The sequence below is a fragment of the Sphingobacterium sp. UBA6317 genome, assembly GCF_002440385.1.
GTDB classification, from domain to species: Bacteria; Bacteroidota; Bacteroidia; order Sphingobacteriales; family Sphingobacteriaceae; genus Sphingobacterium; species Sphingobacterium multivorum.
The window spans coordinates 42382-61254 of the sequence record NZ_DJTD01000031.1 but is presented as its reverse complement, the minus strand read 5'-3'; the positions used below and the strand labels follow the sequence as shown (position 1 = coordinate 61254).

General features: G+C 41.7%; 16 protein-coding genes. 9 read left to right on the top strand and 7 right to left on the bottom strand.

The features are described 5' to 3' along the window. Window positions 1-768 precede the first annotated feature (768 nt). Entirely contained in the window at window positions 769-1941 is a 1173-nt protein-coding gene (locus B3E92_RS09695) for an acyl-CoA dehydrogenase family protein (RefSeq protein ID WP_286710082.1), read from the bottom strand. Between the two features lie 125 nt (window positions 1942-2066). Here B3E92_RS09695 and B3E92_RS09690 point away from each other — a divergent pair, with 125 nt between their 5' ends. Further along, window positions 2067-3596: an aldehyde dehydrogenase family protein gene (locus B3E92_RS09690; RefSeq protein ID WP_075990941.1), complete on the top strand. Its 1530-nt coding sequence runs from the start codon at window positions 2067-2069 to the stop codon at window positions 3594-3596. A gap of 19 nt (window positions 3597-3615) precedes the next feature. Next, window positions 3616-4905 carry an L-lysine 6-transaminase gene (gene lat / locus B3E92_RS09685; RefSeq protein ID WP_088160136.1) on the top strand — a complete coding sequence of 430 codons (1290 nt, stop codon included), beginning with the start codon at window positions 3616-3618 and terminating at the stop codon, window positions 4903-4905. Window positions 4906-4965: 60 nt separating this feature from the next. Here the strand turns inward: lat and B3E92_RS09680 are convergent, their stop codons facing one another. From B3E92_RS09680 to B3E92_RS09670, 3 genes are all read right to left on the bottom strand, one after another. Continuing rightward, the gene (locus B3E92_RS09680) at window positions 4966-5733 is read right to left on the bottom strand and encodes a suppressor of fused domain protein (RefSeq protein WP_198386028.1); all 768 of its coding nucleotides are present in this window, start codon (window positions 5731-5733) and stop codon (window positions 4966-4968) included. Window positions 5734-5811: 78 nt separating this feature from the next. Further along, a complete protein-coding gene (locus B3E92_RS09675) occupies window positions 5812-6216 on the bottom strand; it encodes an energy transducer TonB (protein WP_159731349.1) in 405 nt (134 codons plus the stop codon). Between the two features lie 115 nt (window positions 6217-6331). Then, on the bottom strand, window positions 6332-7315 hold the full coding sequence (locus B3E92_RS09670; protein ID WP_088160133.1) for a hypothetical protein: 984 nt from the start codon (window positions 7313-7315) through the stop codon (window positions 6332-6334). Window positions 7316-7537: 222 nt separating this feature from the next. On the opposite strand from B3E92_RS09670, the gene B3E92_RS09665 reads away from it, so the two are divergent. Both B3E92_RS09665 and B3E92_RS09660 read left to right on the top strand, forming a co-directional pair. Next, complete coding sequence (locus B3E92_RS09665) at window positions 7538-8044, top strand: GbsR/MarR family transcriptional regulator (RefSeq protein WP_075990935.1); 507 nt, start codon at window positions 7538-7540, stop codon at window positions 8042-8044. A gap of 4 nt (window positions 8045-8048) precedes the next feature. Then, the gene (locus B3E92_RS09660; RefSeq protein WP_286710083.1) at window positions 8049-8966 is read left to right on the top strand and encodes a TIGR01777 family oxidoreductase; all 918 of its coding nucleotides are present in this window, start codon (window positions 8049-8051) and stop codon (window positions 8964-8966) included. Window positions 8967-8998: 32 nt separating this feature from the next. On the opposite strand, the gene B3E92_RS09655 is transcribed toward B3E92_RS09660, so the two are convergent. Both B3E92_RS09655 and B3E92_RS09650 read right to left on the bottom strand, forming a co-directional pair. Continuing rightward, window positions 8999-11110, bottom strand: coding sequence for a type IA DNA topoisomerase (locus B3E92_RS09655; protein WP_088160130.1), 2112 nt, complete (start codon window positions 11108-11110; stop codon window positions 8999-9001). 110 nt (window positions 11111-11220) lie between these two features. Continuing rightward, a complete protein-coding gene (locus B3E92_RS09650; RefSeq protein WP_075990930.1) occupies window positions 11221-12579 on the bottom strand; it encodes a deoxyguanosinetriphosphate triphosphohydrolase in 1359 nt (452 codons plus the stop codon). A gap of 250 nt (window positions 12580-12829) precedes the next feature. Here B3E92_RS09650 and B3E92_RS09645 point away from each other — a divergent pair, with 250 nt between their 5' ends. Further along, on the top strand, window positions 12830-13888 hold the full coding sequence (locus B3E92_RS09645) for an aldose epimerase family protein (protein WP_075990929.1): 1059 nt from the start codon (window positions 12830-12832) through the stop codon (window positions 13886-13888). An 84-nt stretch (window positions 13889-13972) separates the two neighbouring features. On the opposite strand, the gene argH is transcribed toward B3E92_RS09645, so the two are convergent. Beyond that, complete coding sequence (argH, locus tag B3E92_RS09640; protein ID WP_075990928.1) at window positions 13973-15304, bottom strand: argininosuccinate lyase; 1332 nt, start codon at window positions 15302-15304, stop codon at window positions 13973-13975. 673 nt (window positions 15305-15977) lie between these two features. On the opposite strand from argH, the gene rbfA reads away from it, so the two are divergent. The 4 genes from rbfA to B3E92_RS09620 are packed head-to-tail and all read left to right on the top strand — an operon-like array spanning window position 15978 to window position 18760. After that, the gene (rbfA, locus tag B3E92_RS09635; RefSeq protein WP_088160129.1) at window positions 15978-16349 is read left to right on the top strand and encodes a 30S ribosome-binding factor RbfA; all 372 of its coding nucleotides are present in this window, start codon (window positions 15978-15980) and stop codon (window positions 16347-16349) included. A 29-nt stretch (window positions 16350-16378) separates the two neighbouring features. Further along, entirely contained in the window at window positions 16379-17026 is a 648-nt protein-coding gene (gene aat, locus B3E92_RS09630) for a leucyl/phenylalanyl-tRNA--protein transferase (protein WP_088160128.1), read from the top strand. After that, entirely contained in the window at window positions 17019-18107 is a 1089-nt protein-coding gene (locus tag B3E92_RS09625) for an aminotransferase class V-fold PLP-dependent enzyme (protein ID WP_088160127.1), read from the top strand. The genes aat and B3E92_RS09625 overlap by 8 nt, the downstream gene beginning before the upstream one ends. 2 nt (window positions 18108-18109) lie before the next feature. Beyond that, complete coding sequence (locus B3E92_RS09620) at window positions 18110-18760, top strand: hypothetical protein (protein WP_088160126.1); 651 nt, start codon at window positions 18110-18112, stop codon at window positions 18758-18760. Window positions 18761-18873: the final 113 nt, after the last annotated feature.

Here is an 18873-nt window from a genome sequence, read left to right as displayed (position 1 = left end):
GCCCTCAACTTTTCTTTATTTATTGGGGAAGCATGGCTCATTTAGGGCAAACTAGGGTTCCGCCTCGTGGACAGGGCTCCGGCTGCTGCGCAGGGCTTGCGGGAACCTTCGGCTCCCATCTCCACCTGCTTCGTACCATGCTCGGGGCAGATTTGCCCTGCAACCGTGTTGAGTCCGTGTTGAGTCCGAGTCTAAGCCCGCACTCACCCCGCTGCCAACACGGGCAAATGACGCTCCGAACGCGACCATATCCCCCGGATGCCCCTAAAAAGACCAACGCCAATCCGAACCGCAGCCGAAAAACTCCGCAGCGACGCTGCAACACGAAAACAACTCGGAAAAACACGCTATAACGAAGGAAAAAACCATTTCGCGGTACTGATTTGCCGTACTGATTTCAAGCATCGGAATTAAATACAATGCTTATGAAGAAGTTAGCCTGTTATCGGCTTGAACGGCGACTGATCATAGCGCTCACATGGAATGACCAAAAGAGAACGATAGAATATACCTACAGGGACAAATGAGGTCTATTGAATCCTTATTACATAATAAGTATTAACACCACATAATTATATAAGTATTAGCGCTAACAAAATTATATAAGTAATAAAATTACATAGGCATTAACATGATGTAGAAGCATCCACGAATCCACACTAATGCAGCAAAATATACACAAACGATGCCACCTTTTATTGACTAAAAATTCAATAAATCATAGCATCGTTTATTACTGTATAAAGCGTGTTCGTACGAAGAAAAAGATTAAGAAAAAGCGTTCAGCCCCGTAATATCTTGTCCTGTGATCAATAAATGAATATCATGCGTCCCTTCATAGGTAACTACAGACTCTAGGTTCATCATATGTCGCATTATTGGGAAGTCACCGACAATCCCCATTCCGCCAAGAATCTGCCTAGATTCACGCGCTATCTGCAGCGCCATATTCACATTGTTCCGCTTTGCCATGGAGATTTGCTGAGGAGTAGCACGCCCCTCATTCTTGAGTACTCCTAAACGCCACGACAGCAACTGCGCCTTGGTAATTTCTGTCAGAAATTCCGCCAGCTTCTTTTGCTGCAATTGAAAACCGGCAATTGGCTTTTCAAACTGATGTCGCTCCAACGCATATTGAACCGCAGTTTCATAACAGTCTATTGCTGCTCCGATCACGCCCCATGAAATTCCAAAGCGGGCCGAATTCAAACAGGAAAGTGGGCCACGCATTGAATTTACAGCAGGAAGTATATTTTCGGCAGGGATATAAACATCATGAAAAACCAATTCACCTGTTTTGGAAGCGCGCAACGACCACTTATGCATGGTCTCCGGAGTTTCAAAACCAGCCATTCCGCGCTCAACAATAACTCCCCGTACTTTCCCGGCCTCATCTCGCGCCCAAACGACGGCAATATCACAGATAGGCGAATTTGTAATCCACATCTTTGCTCCATTTAATAAAAAACCAGCTCCTTTTGCCGTCAATTTCGTTTCCATTCCACCCGGATCAGAACCATGATTAGGCTCAGTAAGCCCAAAAGAACCGACCAACTCCCCCGATGCCAACCGCGGTAAATATTTACGACGTTGCTCCTCACTACCAAAGGTATAAATCGGAAACATCACCAAAGAGGATTGCACCGATGCCGCCGAACGAATTGCCGAATCACCGGCTTCCAATTCCTGCATAATCAAGCCATAGGAAATCTGATCCAATCCCGCCCCGCCATATTCAGCAGGAATATAAGGTCCCAAGGCTCCAATTGCTCCCAATTTAGGCATCAAACCCGCAATAGCACGGTGCTCCTGCGCCGCATCTTCAATGAAAGGCTTTATCTCTGTTTTCACAAAATCACGGACAGACTGCCGTATCAGTTTATGTTCTTCGGACAATAAATCGTCCACCTGGTAATAATCGATATTAATTTGTTTGATCATGATATAGTCTACATTAGCTTATCTAAGATAACGATTATTTTCCACTGAACAATATTCAGCACAAACTTGTCATTAAAAAATTTATTTCATATATTTAAACTAATCCACGAATAAAATAAACCATTATGATAAAAGCAGCGCTTAAAACACTTGGAATATCTTCTCAGAATTTAGGATCATCAACTGGACAACAATGGTTTTCCGAGGGTAAAGAATTCGAATCCTTTTCACCTGTCGATGGAAAGCTCATCGCAAAAATAAAAGGCAGCAATCGTCAGGACTACGAAGCGGTCATTAAGCAAGCCGGAGATGCTTTTTTACAATGGCGCCTACTACCTGCCCCAAAAAGAGGAGATATCGTTCGCCAATTGGGTGACAAGCTCCGTGAACTTAAACCCATTCTCGGAAAATTAGTTTCCTATGAAATGGGTAAATCTTACCAAGAAGGCATGGGGGAAGTGCAAGAGATGATCGATATCTGCGACTTCGCGTTAGGCCTATCTCGCCAACTGTATGGTAACACCATCCATTCGGAACGCCCCGGGCACCGCATGTACGACCAATATCATCCTTTGGGCGTTGTAGGTATTATTACAGCATTTAACTTTCCGGTGGCGGTATGGGCATGGAACACCGCCCTCGCACTGGTCTGCGGCAACACTGTCGTCTGGAAACCCAGCGAAAAAACACCGCTATGTGCCATAGCTTGCCAAAAATTACTTGCAGAAATCCTACACAGCAACGGGCTGCCCGAGGGAATATCCAACCTCGTCATGGGCGACAGAGAAGTTGGCGAGTGGCTTTCGGCAGACAACCGCATCGCTTTGATTTCTGCAACAGGATCCACGCGCATGGGAAAAGAAGTCGCCGTCGCCGTAGCACAACGCCTCGGTAAAACACTTTTGGAACTCGGTGGAAACAATGCAATCATCGTTACTCCAGACGCAGACTTAAAAATGACCATCATCGGTGCTGTATTTGGTGCCGTAGGTACAGCCGGACAACGCTGTACAAGCACCCGAAGACTTATTATCCATGAGCACATTTATGACAATGTCAAAAAACAACTGACCAAAGCTTATGGTCAGTTAAAAATTGGTGACCCTTTGGACACGAAAAATCATGTAGGACCATTGATTGACAAAGCCGCCGTAAAATCATACTTAAACGCACTGGACAAAATTAAAACACAGGGGGGAAAAATGCTGATCAAGGGAAAGGTACTTGAAGGCAAGGGCTATGAAAGTGGCTGTTATGTACAGCCTGTTATTGCCGAAGTCGAAAATCATTATGAAATCGTACAGCATGAGACCTTTGCCCCTATTCTTTACTTAATCAAATACAAGGGAGATATCAGTGCGGCCATAGACCTACAAAACAGCGTCGCACAGGGATTGTCTTCTGCCGTCATGACGAACAACCTAAGGGAAGCCGAGCTATTTCTGAGTGCTGCTGGCTCTGATTGCGGTATCGCCAACGTCAATATCGGCACATCAGGAGCCGAAATCGGAGGTGCTTTTGGAGGCGAAAAGGAGACTGGCGGAGGTCGGGAATCTGGGTCAGATGCCTGGAAAGCCTATATGCGCCGTCAGACAAATACCATCAATTATACGACTGACCTACCTTTGGCACAAGGTATCAAATTTGATTTATAAACCATTTACACACAAAATTATGAGCAACGTACATGAAAGATTAAGCAAACATATATTGGCCGATGGATTTCCTTTGGTTATGGATATGGAAAAATCCCATGGTTCTTATGTCGTGGATGAAAATGGGGATGAATACCTCGATATGTTCAGTATGTTTGCTTCTATGGCCGTGGGTTACAATCATCCACATTTGGTCGAACAACGTGACTTCTTAGGCAAAATGGCCGTCAATAAGCCAGCCATGTCTGATATTTACCCAAAAGAGTTTGCTGATTTTGTCGACACTTTTGACCGCGTAGCCATACCGAAAGAACTCTCCTATGCCTTTTTCATATCAGGCGGAACACTCGCCGTGGAAAATGCTTTAAAAGCTGCCTTTGACTGGAAAACAAGGCTTAATTTTGCACAGGGAATACAAAAGGAAGCCAGCCAGGTCATTCACTTTAAACAGGCTTTTCATGGCAGATCCGGTTATACCCTGTCCTTAACAAATACACAAGACCCCAGAAAATACCTTTATTTTCCAAAGTTCAACTGGCCACGCATTACCAATCCGAAGTTGAGCTACCCCTTAACAAGCGAACATATTGAGCAGACCATTACTTTGGAGGAAAAGGCTGTCTCAGAAATACGCCAAGCCCTTGCCGCCAACCCCAACGATATCGCCTGTATCATTATTGAACCGATACAGGGCGAAGGTGGCGACAACCATTTTCGAAAGGAATTTTTCGTACAGCTTCGTCAAATCTGTGATGAAAATCAGATCCTATTGATTTTTGACGAAGTACAGACCGGATTGGGCATTACGGGGAAAATGTGGGCTTACCAACATTACAACGTAATTCCCGATATCATTGCCTTCGGCAAAAAAGCACAGGTATGTGGTATACTGGCGAGTAAGGAAAAATTTGATCAGGTGGAACATCATGTCTTTAAAGAGTCCAGTCGTATCAATTCAACATTTGGTGGTGATTTTATGGATATGCTCCGCTTTAAATTAATTCTTGAAGTCATAGAACAAGAAAATCTCGTTCAAAATGCAGCAGAAAAAGGGCACTATCTACAAGATAAGCTCCAGGAACTGCTAGTGAAAAAACCGCAGCTGTCCAATTTACGAGGAGAGGGTTTATTCGTTGCATTGGATTTCACATCGGAAGCTGCACGCAATGAATTTATCAAAAATGCCTATGCAAATAAACTGATTATGTTAGGCTGTGGAGAGAAAAGTATACGTTTTAGACCGCACCTTAATGTGAGTTATGAGGATATCAATAAAACGATAGCAATTATAGAAAAGAGTATTTCCTAAAAAATAAGCAATGCTAAAAAGCTTCAATGTAGCCTATAGTATTGCTTATTTTTTTATAAACTATCTATCTCTACATACATTGGGACGGTCAATATCGACCAGTTCTGAAATTCCATACTCATCAAACAGGTCTAAGAGTGCATCTGTACCCTCTTCAAGTTTGTAATCCATCTCTTCTTTATATACAGGGATCATTGCATAAAAATTGATCAGATTACCATCTTTGGTCTTTAACTCCAAAAATTCCTCATCAAAACTTAGCATAGGTGGAAGCAGCAACATACAACCGAAACCTGTATTTGCAATATCCTCGGCTTCCATCCCATTGGGAATGGTATGCCCATATCCCAACCAGGTTTTGTACTCATGTGGAAACCGCGCTAATCTTTTCAAAAAGTAGACCGGCCAATAATTGTTGTCATCCTGAAATTCCTCTTCTCCGATCTTCCAATCTGCGGGCAACACGACCATCAGCTCCGCCCGTTCATAAGACTCTTTGTTTTCCACTTCATCTGGAACATGCATAGCCAAATCACTCATGCCTGAAGTAACCAATATATGGAATGGATAGTTTGCACTTGGTTTAATCCAATGCACATCGATATGAACAAGTTCGGAGATAATTTCATGGAACACCATATCGGGTTCGGCAATATATTTGGTCAAATGCTCCTCGATTTCATCCAGATAAACACATTGTACCTCCGGAAATAGGTTTTTTGGATCCTTATCATCAGATTGATCTTCATAACGGTAGACCGTAGACCCTCCAGCAGTAATTTCTGTATCTTTTTTTTCGGACGGAGATTCTTCCTCTTCGCCGCTCATAATTTTTTTGACTTTATCCCAAAATGACATATTATCTTATAAATGGTGAAAATTTTAGCGATTATTTTCTATTCAAATTTATTCAATTACAGCTACTACAGGCTGTCTAAATCTTGTTTTAACTGGTTTTCCTTTGACCTGTCCCGGCATCCATTGTGGCGATCTGCGCATAGCAGACAACACAGCCTTTGCAAACTCGGGACTCACTTTATCGGGATTCTCGATTTCAATATTACAGATCGCTCCATCTTCACAAACAATAAATTTCAGAATTGCCGTCTGCCGAGATCCATATTTTGCATAGGCCACACTGTCCATTGCCCTGATTGTTCCCGACAAATCCAGGTTATTTTGCAAAAATCTGGACCAGGCCACCACCCCGCCCTTGAAATAGGGAAAATCATCAACGTTCTGTGCAATACTGTCTGCAGGAATATCCCGTTTAGCAATCACTTGTGCACTTGCAGAAGTACACAATACCATAAAAAGTAGAATTGAAAAAAAAGTCTTAAATCCAGTTAAATACATAATCTATCCTATCCATAATCGTACCATTTAACGCTTGTATAAGATAATTTATTGCTTTAAATCCTCCGGACTAATTGAGCGGCATAGCAACCTCTGCATTAAACGCCCCTGTTTCATCAACAAGAAAACTGATCGGATGCTCCGGATTTTTAATAATCTCGAATAAAGTCAATCCCCAAGGTTTCCAAAAATTTTCCAAAACTTGGCCATAAGTCTTATTTTGCCAATGATCAAAGATAGGTTTCATCGACATATCCGCTAATGGCATAGGTTCAACATAGACTTTTTGCGGGGTGTTTAGATAGGTATAATCTGGCAGACGATTAAATAAGTAGGCTGAATAAAAATAGCGTGCACACAATTCTTCAAACTGGATCGGGTGTAATGTTTTGCCCGCAATGACTTTGAGAATATCTTCGTGATAAATATTGTTTGTCGCATTATCTTGAAGACAGGCAACTACAGCAAAGTCCTTCATACGGATCGAGAAGATCAATGTATTGATTTCATCACGATACATAAATGTATCCGGTGCATTCTCAACAGGTACAACAACCAATGAAAATGGGAATGTATTTTCAAACTCCATCGGTACAACCAGAGACTGTAACATCGCATGTAGATTCGTAAAACGCTGTGCAAGCGCCTGAGAAAAGTTCATATCTTCACCAGAAGCTTTTTGCTGCTGAATTCCCGCAAGAATTTCATTAAAAACCACCCCATAGATGATTTTTGTCATCCATTGAAACAATAGTAATGGATCCAGCTGTTTGACGGCTTCATAGCCTTGTTCAAACGACTGTTCTACCGCACGCTCCATTTGCTCAATAGCTTCGGCTGCAGCCATGGAACACGGTAGTTTCAACGATTTGTAAGTAACCAGATTCTCATCCAGCATTTTAAAAGGTTTATCTTCCAATTGAAAAGATTTCATCATCCATACAGGAAACACCTGAATGGATTCTTCTTCCGACTGAAGCTTATTCCCTGTTAAAAAACAAATATCTGAATCAAACTGAAATTGTTTGAATGGATTATACAAAGTTGTCGCCATAATGCTGGCAAAGTTAAAACAAATCGAAAAGTCCGCAAGAAAAGCAAATTCTTATTACGATATGGTGACTTGCATTCTTAAACTTATTTTATTTTCAGAAATTATTGAAAATTCAAAAACTTTAAATACCTTTGATATAGGCAATCACAAAAAGGATGGGAAAGCCGATCGGTTCAATAGTCCGATAAAAATAAATTGAGGTATTGGCAAAATAAAAGCACGATGGAATTACAAGAAGCAAAACAACAGTTCATAGACACCTGGGGCGCATTAGGTTCTGAATGGGGGATCAACAAATCTGTTGCTCAGGTTCATGCCCTACTCCTTTCTGCAAGCAATCCCATGTCTACAGATGAGATTATGGAAAAGTTAGTGATCTCCCGCGGGAATGCCAATATGAGTATCCGGCAATTGATCGATTATGGTATTGTCTACAAAAAACATATTGCTGGTGATCGAAAGGAATATTTCGTCGCAGAGAAAGAGGTCTTAAAATGGGCGATGAAAATTGCAGTGATGCGTAAGCAGAAAGAGCTTGACCCCGTAATGGATATTCTAAAGGATATAAGCCAGAATACCGAAAAGGACCAGACTGCAGAAGGTAAGGAGTTCCATAAAACGGTAAAGGACATCCAAAATCTGACGGATCAACTCGAAACTATTGCCAACAAGATTTTCAATACAAGCGGTGGAGATTTATTAATTAAATTGATCAAATTAATGATGTAGCATCATGAACTGGACTGTAAACACACTTGCCATGCGTAAAATAGTCATCGCTGGAGGAACAGGTTTTGTTGGACAATATCTTTCCGAGAGATTTCGTACATTAGGCTATCAGGTGATCATCATTGGCCGTCGGCCGGGCAATATCCTTTGGACCGATCGATCCGCTATTTCCGATTCACTGGAAAATGCAGCGATGCTAATCAATCTAGCCGGAAAATCTGTCAACTGTCGGTATAACGAAAAAAATAAGGCCGAAATATTTTCCTCACGAACAGCAACGACTACGCTTCTCGGCGAGCTCACAGCAGGCTGTACCAATCCACCAAAGCTATGGCTAAACGCGAGTACCGCCACCATCTATCGTCACGCCGAAGATCGTCCAATGACAGAAAATTCGGGGGAGATCGGAACAGGTTTTTCCGTTGATGTTGCAACATTATGGGAAAAAACCTTTTTCGACTTCAAATCGGAAAAGACAAGACAGGTGGCGCTTCGGATGGCGATAGTTTTGGGCGCAGATGGAGGGGTCATCCTTCCTTTTAAAAACCTCGTTCGTACTGGCCTCGGTGGAATACAGGGAAATGGTCAGCAATATTTTAGCTGGATTCATATTGAAGATCTATTTCAAATCATTTTATTCTTACAGGGTCGTGATGACATCGCCGGTATCATAAATTGTGCGGCACCCAACCCGATTACGAATAAGACTTTTATGGCAACTTTTCGACAGGTAATGAACCGTAAAATTGGCCTACCATCTCCAAAATGGCTACTGGAAATAGGTGCGGCTTTAATTGGCACGGAGACAGAGCTGCTTTTAAAAAGCCGTTGGGTATTACCTGAAAGGTTGGAGAACAGTGGATTTACCTTCAAGTTTCCAACGATTTCAACTGCTTTGCAGGATATTTTGCAGCGGGGATAAAAACCGAAAAGATAAATACGTGGGGTAAACCATTATCCCACGTTAACCTTGAAATTTTCAAATACAAGCGGCGCAGTGACAATAGCGCCCTCGTTATTTTTTACGCCTTTAAACTCGGAGGTTTTTCCTTTCTCCAGCAGGTTCTTCATCTCTTTTTCGTCCAGAAAGATACCATTTAATGTCCGCCAGATCTTAAAATCACATCCACGGGCATAATGGTCGCACTGGGCCACTTTATCGTAGAGCAAAATCAATCCCTTCTCACATTTCGGACATTTTATCTTTCCTTTTTGTTGAGGTTTAACTTCCTCTTGTGCGAGAGAAATCCGCAGTGTCAACAATTCTTTTGTGATTTTGGCCGTATAGTCCTTAATATGTTTCATAAAAACATCATAAGACACCTTATTGGCCCGCATTTCCTCCAGCTTCTGCTCCCATTTACCGGTCAAAGTTACTTTGGCAATGGAACGATCTTTTACAAGATTGTATACCGCAAGCCCCTTTTCCGTTGGAATCAGTTTTTTCTTGTCGCGCTTAATATAATCACGTTGGAAAAGTGTTTCGATGGTTGCAGCACGCGTAGCAGGTGTACCAAGTCCACAGTCCTTCATAGCCTGTCGCATCTCATCGTCTTCAATTTCCTTTCCCGAGGTTTCCATGGCCTTCAATAACGAAGCTTCGGTATGTATGGGTCTTGCTTTGGTAAAACGTTCGGCAAGTTCGAGGGTCAGAATCTGCAATAATTCCTCGGCTAATAGCTTCGGTAATTGCGCATTTTCGTTATCCTGATCGTCATTGTTTTTATCTTCATCAGGCGCTTCGATCTGCTCCGCGGAAAGACGCCAGCCGTATTGCTTGATCACAGTACCTTTGGCGATAAGTTCAACTCCCTGCGCATCAATTGTCACGGTGGTAATATCTTTTATACAAACTTCCGAGAAACTTTCCACCATACGCTTGGCAATCATATTGTAAACGTTCTGTTGCTCTTTGAGCATGGGCCCCGGCTTTTCATCCGTCACCAACAAGGCATGGTGATCAGTTACCTTTTTGTCATCGACAGAACGTTTGTTCAATTTTGCGCCGATCAGATTTTTTGCAATAGACGCGATGGATTCATCTGCGGTATCTGCTAAATGTTGAAAAAGTGCGCCAATTTCTTCAAAAACATCCTCACCGATGTAACGGGAGCCCGTACGCGGATAAGTGATGACCTTCTTTTCGTAAAGTGTTTGCGCAATACTCAGTGTCTGATCTGCCGAATAACCATATTTTTTATTTGCATCCTGTTGCAGCGATGTCAAATCAAATAGCAAGGGTGGCTGTTCTTTTGTTTCTTTGGCTTCCACCTTTGCCACACGGGCATTGGAACCAACGGTCAATCGCGCAATGGTTTGCTCGGCAACATCCTTTTTATCGATCTTATTGGAGGTTGCCTTAAAACTGATATTGTCTTTTTCAAACCCGGCCTGGATTTTATAAAATGCCTGGGGTTTAAAATCTTTGTTTTCCAGATAGCGTGAACAAATCATGGCCAAAGTTGGCGTCTGTACACGGCCCAAAGAAAGTAATCCTTTATTTCCCGCCGCCAAGGTGATGGCCTGCGTCGCATTGATACCGATGAGCCAATCTGATTCCGAACGTGAGCGGGCAGACATATATAGGCTATCGTATTCCGCACCTGCTTTCAGATTGGCAAATCCTTCTTTAATGGCCTTATCTGTTTGACTCGATATCCAAAGACGTTTAAAAGGAACTTTAGAACCCAAAAAATAGTATATATTACGAAAGATCAACTCCCCTTCCCGTCCAGCATCGGTAGCCACAATGATTTCTTCGGCCTGTTCTAAAAGGGATTTTATGGTGTTGAGTTGCTTAACTGCTCCGCTATCATCCATCTGCTTGCCATCACGTTTCACCTTCTTCGACTCCAGCTTAAATGTTGGTGGAATGATCGGCAAGTTCGAGATTGTCCACGAATTGTATCCGTAAGCCTGTGGCGTACAGAGTTGAACCAAATGACCAAAAGCATACGTAAAAGCATAGCCATTGCCGGCGATATAACCGTCTTTGACTTCCTTCGCCCCCATCACTCGAGCTAGATCACGCGCCACGGAGGGCTTTTCAGCAATTACAACCTTCATTTTAGATATGAGATGTTAGATTTTCGATCCGAGACTAGCTGTAATGCCCGAGGGTATTACAGCTAGTCTCAATTTAATATTGATGTTTTAACCCTTTACCTTAAACGTCCCTATTCTATGGATGGTATCGTTATTCCTTTGATTTTACGATACAGCTCTATCGCATAAACATCAGTCATACCTGAAACAAAATCCAATACACAACGAATTTTCGAATACGAATCTTGTTTGTCCGTATAAAATTGTTCAGGAATTAACGCAACTAGCTTTTTATCGTAATTGTTCTTGTTCTTCTTCAGGTATGCCGGAACAAATTCTTTCAATAGGGCATCCATCACCCGGTAGCCAGCAATCTCAATCTGTACAACTGTGGGTGCATTATAGATTTTTGCAATGGAAATCTTCGAGATTTTGTTCATTTGTGTAACAATATCTTCATCTAGGGCATCCATCAACGCTGATGCGAAAGTTCCTGACAGAAACTTGTCCTGCTCACGTACAAAGACATCAACACATCCTTTAATCAAGGTATTGATCGCTTTGGCACGTAACAATGCTACGCGACTTGGGGTATCCAGCAATCCATCGAGTCTGTCACGAAGATTTTCTTTACCACATAGTGGCAATAGTAATTCTTCGACTTCCTGATAGGACAATATTTTAAGATGATGAGCATCTTCTAAGTCAATAATATTGTAACAGATATCATCTGCAGCCTCCACGAGATAAACCAGGGGATGTCTCAGATAGCCCTTTGGATTAGAGGGATCTTTTAATAGTCCCAATTCATTGGCAACCTTCTCAAACGCCTTTTGTTCTTCTGTAAAAAAGCCATATTTCTTGCGGTGATGGCTCTTCTTAAGGTGGCCATCAATTGCCAAACAGGGGTATTTTACAATGGAAGCCAGCGAAGTATAGGTCAATGCAAAACCTTTGGGATCCTTGCCCTGGAAGGCATGCGTCAAAATCCGCAGGGCATTTGCATTTCCTTCAAAGTGGGTCAGATCTGCCCATTCTTCGGCTGTGACCTGCTCTTGGTATTTACGTCCATCTCCATCTGTGAAATACGTAGATATGGCGGATTCACCCGAGTGGCCAAAGGCTGGGTTGCCCAAGTCATGTGAAAGACATGCCGCCGAGATAATATTTCCGACTTCTTGCAGAAAGGGGTAATCATTATCCAGGTTTGGATTTTCCTCTTTCAGCTGCGCATAAAACATACGCCCCAAAGAGCGTCCCACACTGGCAACTTCTAAACTATGTGTCAATCTATTGTGCACGAATACAGCACCAGGAAGTGGAAAAACCTGCGTCTTATTCTGTAATCTCCGAAATGGGGATGAAAAGATCAAACGATCATAATCCCGTTGAAATTCCGACCGGGCCACAAGGTAACTATCTACGCTCCGATCTTCGTAACCCCAGCGCTTTGCAGAGAGCAAATCTTTCCAATTCATTTTTTCAGACATAGCGCAAACTTAGATAAATTTGCCTTTAAATACAATTATAATCATAGGATACAGCTTCGGAAATTATCCGAATGACTGTCCGCATATCGCTATATTTTACTCCTGTTATTCACCTATTCAGGAGTCATTATTGCAACAGTATCCATGATTGCATTTCAAAATGACAAATTTTACAAACAGCTGTTATCAAAGTCATTTTTATACAGGTTATATTCTGTATCTTTAACCTAAATACCAATAGGGATCCATCATGACGAAATATCAAACACTTATTCCAAAACATTTTGAAGGTACAATCGAAGGCAAAAACACGCATTTGCTCTTATTAAAAAACGAAGGAGGGATGCAGGTACTCTTAACGGATTACGGTGCACGTATTGTCAGTATTTTGGTACCTGATAACAAGGGAAATTTAGTGGATGTAGCACTGGGCTTCGATTCAATTCAGGCCTACCTAGATTCTGATGAGAAATACCATGGATGCACAGCAGGGCGTTTCGCCAATCGCATTGCTGCGGGTAAATTTGAAATCGACGGAAAACACTATACGCTTCCGCAAAACAATGGCAATAATTGTCTTCATGGTGGTATTTCGGGCTTTCATGATAAGGTTTGGGACAGAAGGGTAACTTATCAATCGCACGTCGAATTTTATTATGTTTCCCCAGATGGTGAAGAGGGCTTCCCAGGAAACTTAAAAGTTATGGTTTCTTATACCCTGACCAGAAATAACGAGATCATTATCAAATATCATGCGCAATCGGATGCCGATACGCACGTCAACTTGACCAATCATACGTACTTCAATCTGGATGGGGAAGGCAGTGGCGACGTATTGCAGCAAATCCTTCAGATCAACTCAGATGAGGTCTTATTTGTAGACGACAACCAGATACCAAATGCAATAGTACCTGTGGAGGGCACCGCCTTCGACTTCCGCATACCCAAACCTATTGTTCAAGATATTACTGCAAATAACGAACAATTGATCGCTGCCAAAGGCTATGACCATTGTTATGTCAACAACCAGCCTATTTCGCAGCCTTGTGCAACAGTCTATTCAAAAAACACAGGCATTCAGCTGGATGTTTTTACAACGGAGCCTGGTGTACAGCTCTATACAGCAAACTGGATGACGGGAAATGATTTTGGCAAAAGAGGTTATAAATATTTGCCTTATGCCGGATTTTGTCTGGAAACACAGCATTTTCCGGATACGCCCAATCAGGCGGAATTTCCTTCAACCCTGTTAAAAGCGGGCGAATCGTTCGACTCCGAGACACATTTTAAGTTCTCTATAAAAAAATAAGAAAAGAAAACGGCCGGTAAGCATGTGCTTACCGGCCGTTTTATGTTGATGTGCTGTTTCCTTTGTAGGGTCACAGCACATTTTTTATTTTAAAAGATCATCCAATGCTGATTCGACTTTTTCAAAACCAAAAGTTGCTTTGACCTCTCCGAACATACGTTGAATCTGATCATTGCATAGATTTCCAATGCTTCCTTCGTGCGTATGGTTTACCTCTTTTGATGGCTTGAAACGGCCTTCATCGATATCAATGCCGATAGTCCTGTAGGCCTCCCGGAAAGGAACCCCTTTCAGAACCTCGTTGTTCACGACTTCAACAGAGAACAAATAATCGTATTTTGGATCGTCCAAGATATTCTCTTTAACGGAAATGTTTTCCAACATGAAAGTTGCTATTTCAAGACATTCATTCAGCGATTTAAAAGCCGGGAATAAATTTTCCTTTAACAATTGAAGATCTCTATGATAACCAGACGGCAGGTTGGTAGTCATCAACGCAATTTCATTTGGCAATGCCTGTATCTTATTACAGCGTGAACGGATCAACTCAAAGACATCTGGATTCTTTTTATGCGGCATGATGCTCGATCCCGTCGTTAAATGTGCCGGAAAGGAGATAAAGCCAAAATTTTGATTAATATACAGACATACGTCCATTGCAAATTTGGCCAATGTCGCCGCGATGGAACTCATGCCCTGTGCCAAGATACGTTCGGTCTTTCCTCTCCCCATCTGTGCATAAACCACATTGTAATTTAGGTCTTCAAATCCCAGCAATTGCGTCGTCATCGTTCTATTTAATGGAAAAGATGATCCATAGCCTGCAGCAGATCCTAAAGGATTCTTATTACAGACCTTCCAGGCGGCACGCATCATCTCCAGATCATCAACAAGGCTTTCTGCGTAAGCACCAAACCATAATCCAAAAGATGAAGGCATTGCAATCTGCAAGTGCGTGTATCCCGGAATCAGAATATGCTTATATCGCTCGCTGAGTTGGATCAATTCATTAAAAAGAGCTTCTGTATTCTGGATGATATGCTGAATCTCTGAGCGGAAGTATAATTTTAGATCGACCAAAACCTGGTCATTACGGGATCTGCCGGAGTGAATTTTCTTACCTGCCTCTCCAATACGCTGTGTAAGCAGCATTTCGACCTGTGAATGCACATCTTCTACCGAGTCCTCAATACGAAAGTCACCGGCTAAAATTTCTTTATAGATATTTTTCAGTTCTTTTTGTACAAGCACTAGATCCTCATCGGTCATCAGATTTATGCTATTCAACATGCGTGTATGGGCCAATGAACCCAAAACATCCGCAGCAGCAAGTTGCAGGTCCATTACGCGGTCATTGCCCACCGTAAACGATTCTACAAAAGAATCGACATCTATATTTTTTTGCCAGATTTTCATTCGTATAATTTCTTTTTGATCCCGTTATTATCAAAAGCCTTTGGTCGGTTTAGCGTTGATTGAAGCTCCTGATAATTCTATCACATACAATTTTTACAAAAATACCAATTGCAAATGGTTATATCAATGCAAAGATTGCATACATTTTGCTCGGACAATTTGATGAAAAACAAAAAATCTCGTGAAAAAAAAGGGCCGTTACAAAAAAAATTAAATGTTAAAAGTTTGTTAAATCGCGATAAACACACATTATAAGTAACCACTCACTTTATTTTTAAAAGTTATTTTGTCAGTTTTTTAAGTATTCCTATGTTTGTAGTGTAAGGGAGATGAAAAAATAAAAGATGGTAAGGTTAGTAAATACTTACCGCTTTAAATACACCGAAATTTCAAACCAAATATGATAGACCCCAAAGTCTTAAAACTTGAAAGAAATTACCTAACCAATTGTGAATCGAAATTTAAAGGCACGTCAAACCAAGATGTGCCTTTTTTCTTGTGCTGCTTATTTTATTGTTTTCAAAGCTGTAATCCGTTCGCTACCAATCGATGGTTTATTGTATATTTTTTGTCAAGTAAGCGATAAGAGGTCGAGCCAAATTTCTCTTTTAATTGAAATTTTGGCTATTTTTGTTTGACATAATTGAGAATATTCAACATAGAAACGTATACGATGGGAACAGAAAGCAAGAGACAGCAACGTTTTGCTGGGGTGATTCAACAGGATTTAGCAGCATTATTTCAACGCGAAGGTAATTCATGGGCTCCTGGAGCATTTATTACGGTTACACGGGTTCGTGTTACGCCGGATTTAGCGATTGCCCGCGTTTACGTGAGCTTTTTAAACACAAAAACGGCACAGGAGGATATTAAGGCCATTCGTTCCAAAACATCTGAAATACGCTACAAACTGGGTGCAAAAATTAAGAACCAGGTAAAGATTGTTCCTCAATTGGAGTTCTTCCTCGATGATACCAACGAATATGTTGAACACATGGATAAACTATTTGAAGAGATAGGCAAAGAACCGCGTCAACCAGAATAGTACCATCTATCGCAGCATGTTAAATAACCATGGTATTTGAACTGGATACGAAAAGACTGGAGTTTCCACACCCAAGCTATGCAGAAGAAGATGGTTTACTCGCCGTAGGTGGAGATCTTTCGGTAGATCGTTTGCTACTGGCCTATAGTAACGGAATTTTCCCCTGGTTCAGTGATGATAGCCCGATACTTTGGTATGCCCCAAATCCCCGATTTGTGATCGATCCGTCCAAGATCAAGATCAGCAAGAGCATGGCGAGTGTTCTCCGGAAAAAAACATTTTCCTTATCGATAGACCGCAGCTTTAAAGAAGTCATTCGGCTTTGCGCAACTATGAATAGAAAAGATCAGACTGGAACCTGGATAACACAGGACATGATCGAAGCATATAGTAAACTTGCGGAGCTGGGGTATGCACATTCGGTGGAAGTTTGGCAAGATGGTATACTGGTTGGGGGGCTTTATGGCGTGTTAATCAATGGGGTCTTTTGTGGCGAAAGCATGTTTTCAAAAGTCGCCAACGCTTCGAAAGCGGCTCTGATTTACATCGCCCAAGAAATTGAACTTCGTTTAATTGATTGCCAATTTCACACGGATCATTTGGAAAGCATGGGCGGAGAATACCTCTCCTTGACAGATTATTTAGCAATACTAACAAAAGACCAAAGACATGAGTAATCCCTATCGTAAACATTTTGACATCGCTTCAGCGGTAACTTACCTCACCACACCAGGATCCGGCTTACTTTCACGTGAAACAAAGGCCTGGCGCGCCAAAAGAGACCAAGATTTCTTCGACGCGAACAGCACCTTACGTGAACAGCAAGGTGCAACTTTAGATGCCTGTCGGGATACGCTCGGTAAATTTTTCAATTGCCCTTCCCAAAATGTCTTCTTATCAAGTTGTTTTTCCTTTGCCTTCAATGCGCTATTGGCAGGTTTACCAAAACAAGCTAAGGTTTTATTACTGAATAATGATTATCCTTCCGTTAATTTTCCGACGATATTAAGTGGTTTTGAACACCAATTTGTCACGATGGACGAACAATTGGAAACGAATTTATTGGACACAATAGCAACATTCAAACCAGATGTTCTCATCCTTTCCATTGTTCAATATATTTCGGGGTTAAAAATAGATCTATCCTTCATACAGGAATTAAAGCATCAGCATCCCGAGTTGTTGATTGTAGGCGACGGCACCCAATACTTAGGGACAGATCTTTTTGATTTCGCACTTTCTGGCTTTGACGCCGTATTATCAAGTGGATACAAATGGCTTATGGCTGGCTTTGGTAATGGCTTTGTCCTCTTAAGTGAAAGACTCAAAGCGATGCTTTATGCGGATATCCAAAAAAATTACAGCTTCCTCAACAATCAATGGATGAATAAATCTGTGGTACAACTCTGTTTTGAACCAGGGCATTTGGACACACTATCGCACGGAACGCTACAGCAGTCTCTTCTTCAATTGGAGGAATGGGGCTTTGCCGAAACTGTGGCCTATACCCAAAAATTGATCGAAGATGCCCGCACAGAACTTGCCGACAGAAAACTGTTATTGGACAGCATCATCAATAGACGTCCACAGAGTAATATTTTCAATATTCAGATCAACCCAGACAATTATCAAACACTCCTGGATGAGGGCATAAAATGCTTTCCCCGAGGTTCGGGAATCCGTGTCGGATTTCATTTATACAATGACCACGCGGACCTTGAGAAGCTACTATATATTATTGACACAAAAGTAAAGTAAACATGAAATTTAGAATAGGCGACTTAGTACGGTTTGTCGATGAACCCATTGAGGGGCATATCACATCCATGCAGCCCAACGATATTGTAGGCGTTACAGACGACACTGGTTTTGAGATTCCGGTACCCATGGATAAAATTACCCTTGTCTTCGGTAATATGCGCCGTGCAGATGATGAACTTGACCAACATGCGACACCACTGACACCACATCGATTTATCGAAAAAGGAATACTTTTGGCCATCTCGGGAGATCACAAAGATGGACTTGCCAAATTACACATCATCAATGAAACGAGTTTTGAGCTTCTGGTATCCGTCGCTGAAGCTACAGCGAATAAAGTGAAAGGTATTTTCAGTAATAAGATACCACCGCATGACTCTATGCAGTTTTACACAGGCAACTTTGCAAATGTTGGTAAATGGCCTACCTTCCGTTTTCAGATCATACGTCATAGCGGCAGTTTGCAGGAACTGACCTCACCAATCAACAGAGAACAACGTGTTCGTCCTGTAGATCTTACTAATCCAAAAGTCCTTAACGAAATTTTGGATGAAAAAATATGGTCTTACGAACTGGATAAGATTGAAGAGGATTTAGGACTGGACAAGCTAAAAAGTCATTTCGTACCGCATCGTCCAAATAAAAAATAAGCTAGATGAATTTCATCTAGCTTATTTTTTTCTGAAACTGCTTGATCTTATTGGCCAGAAAGAACCTCCAGTCCGCTTTGATTGCTGTTGGTGTCTGCGAAGTCATGAAAGTT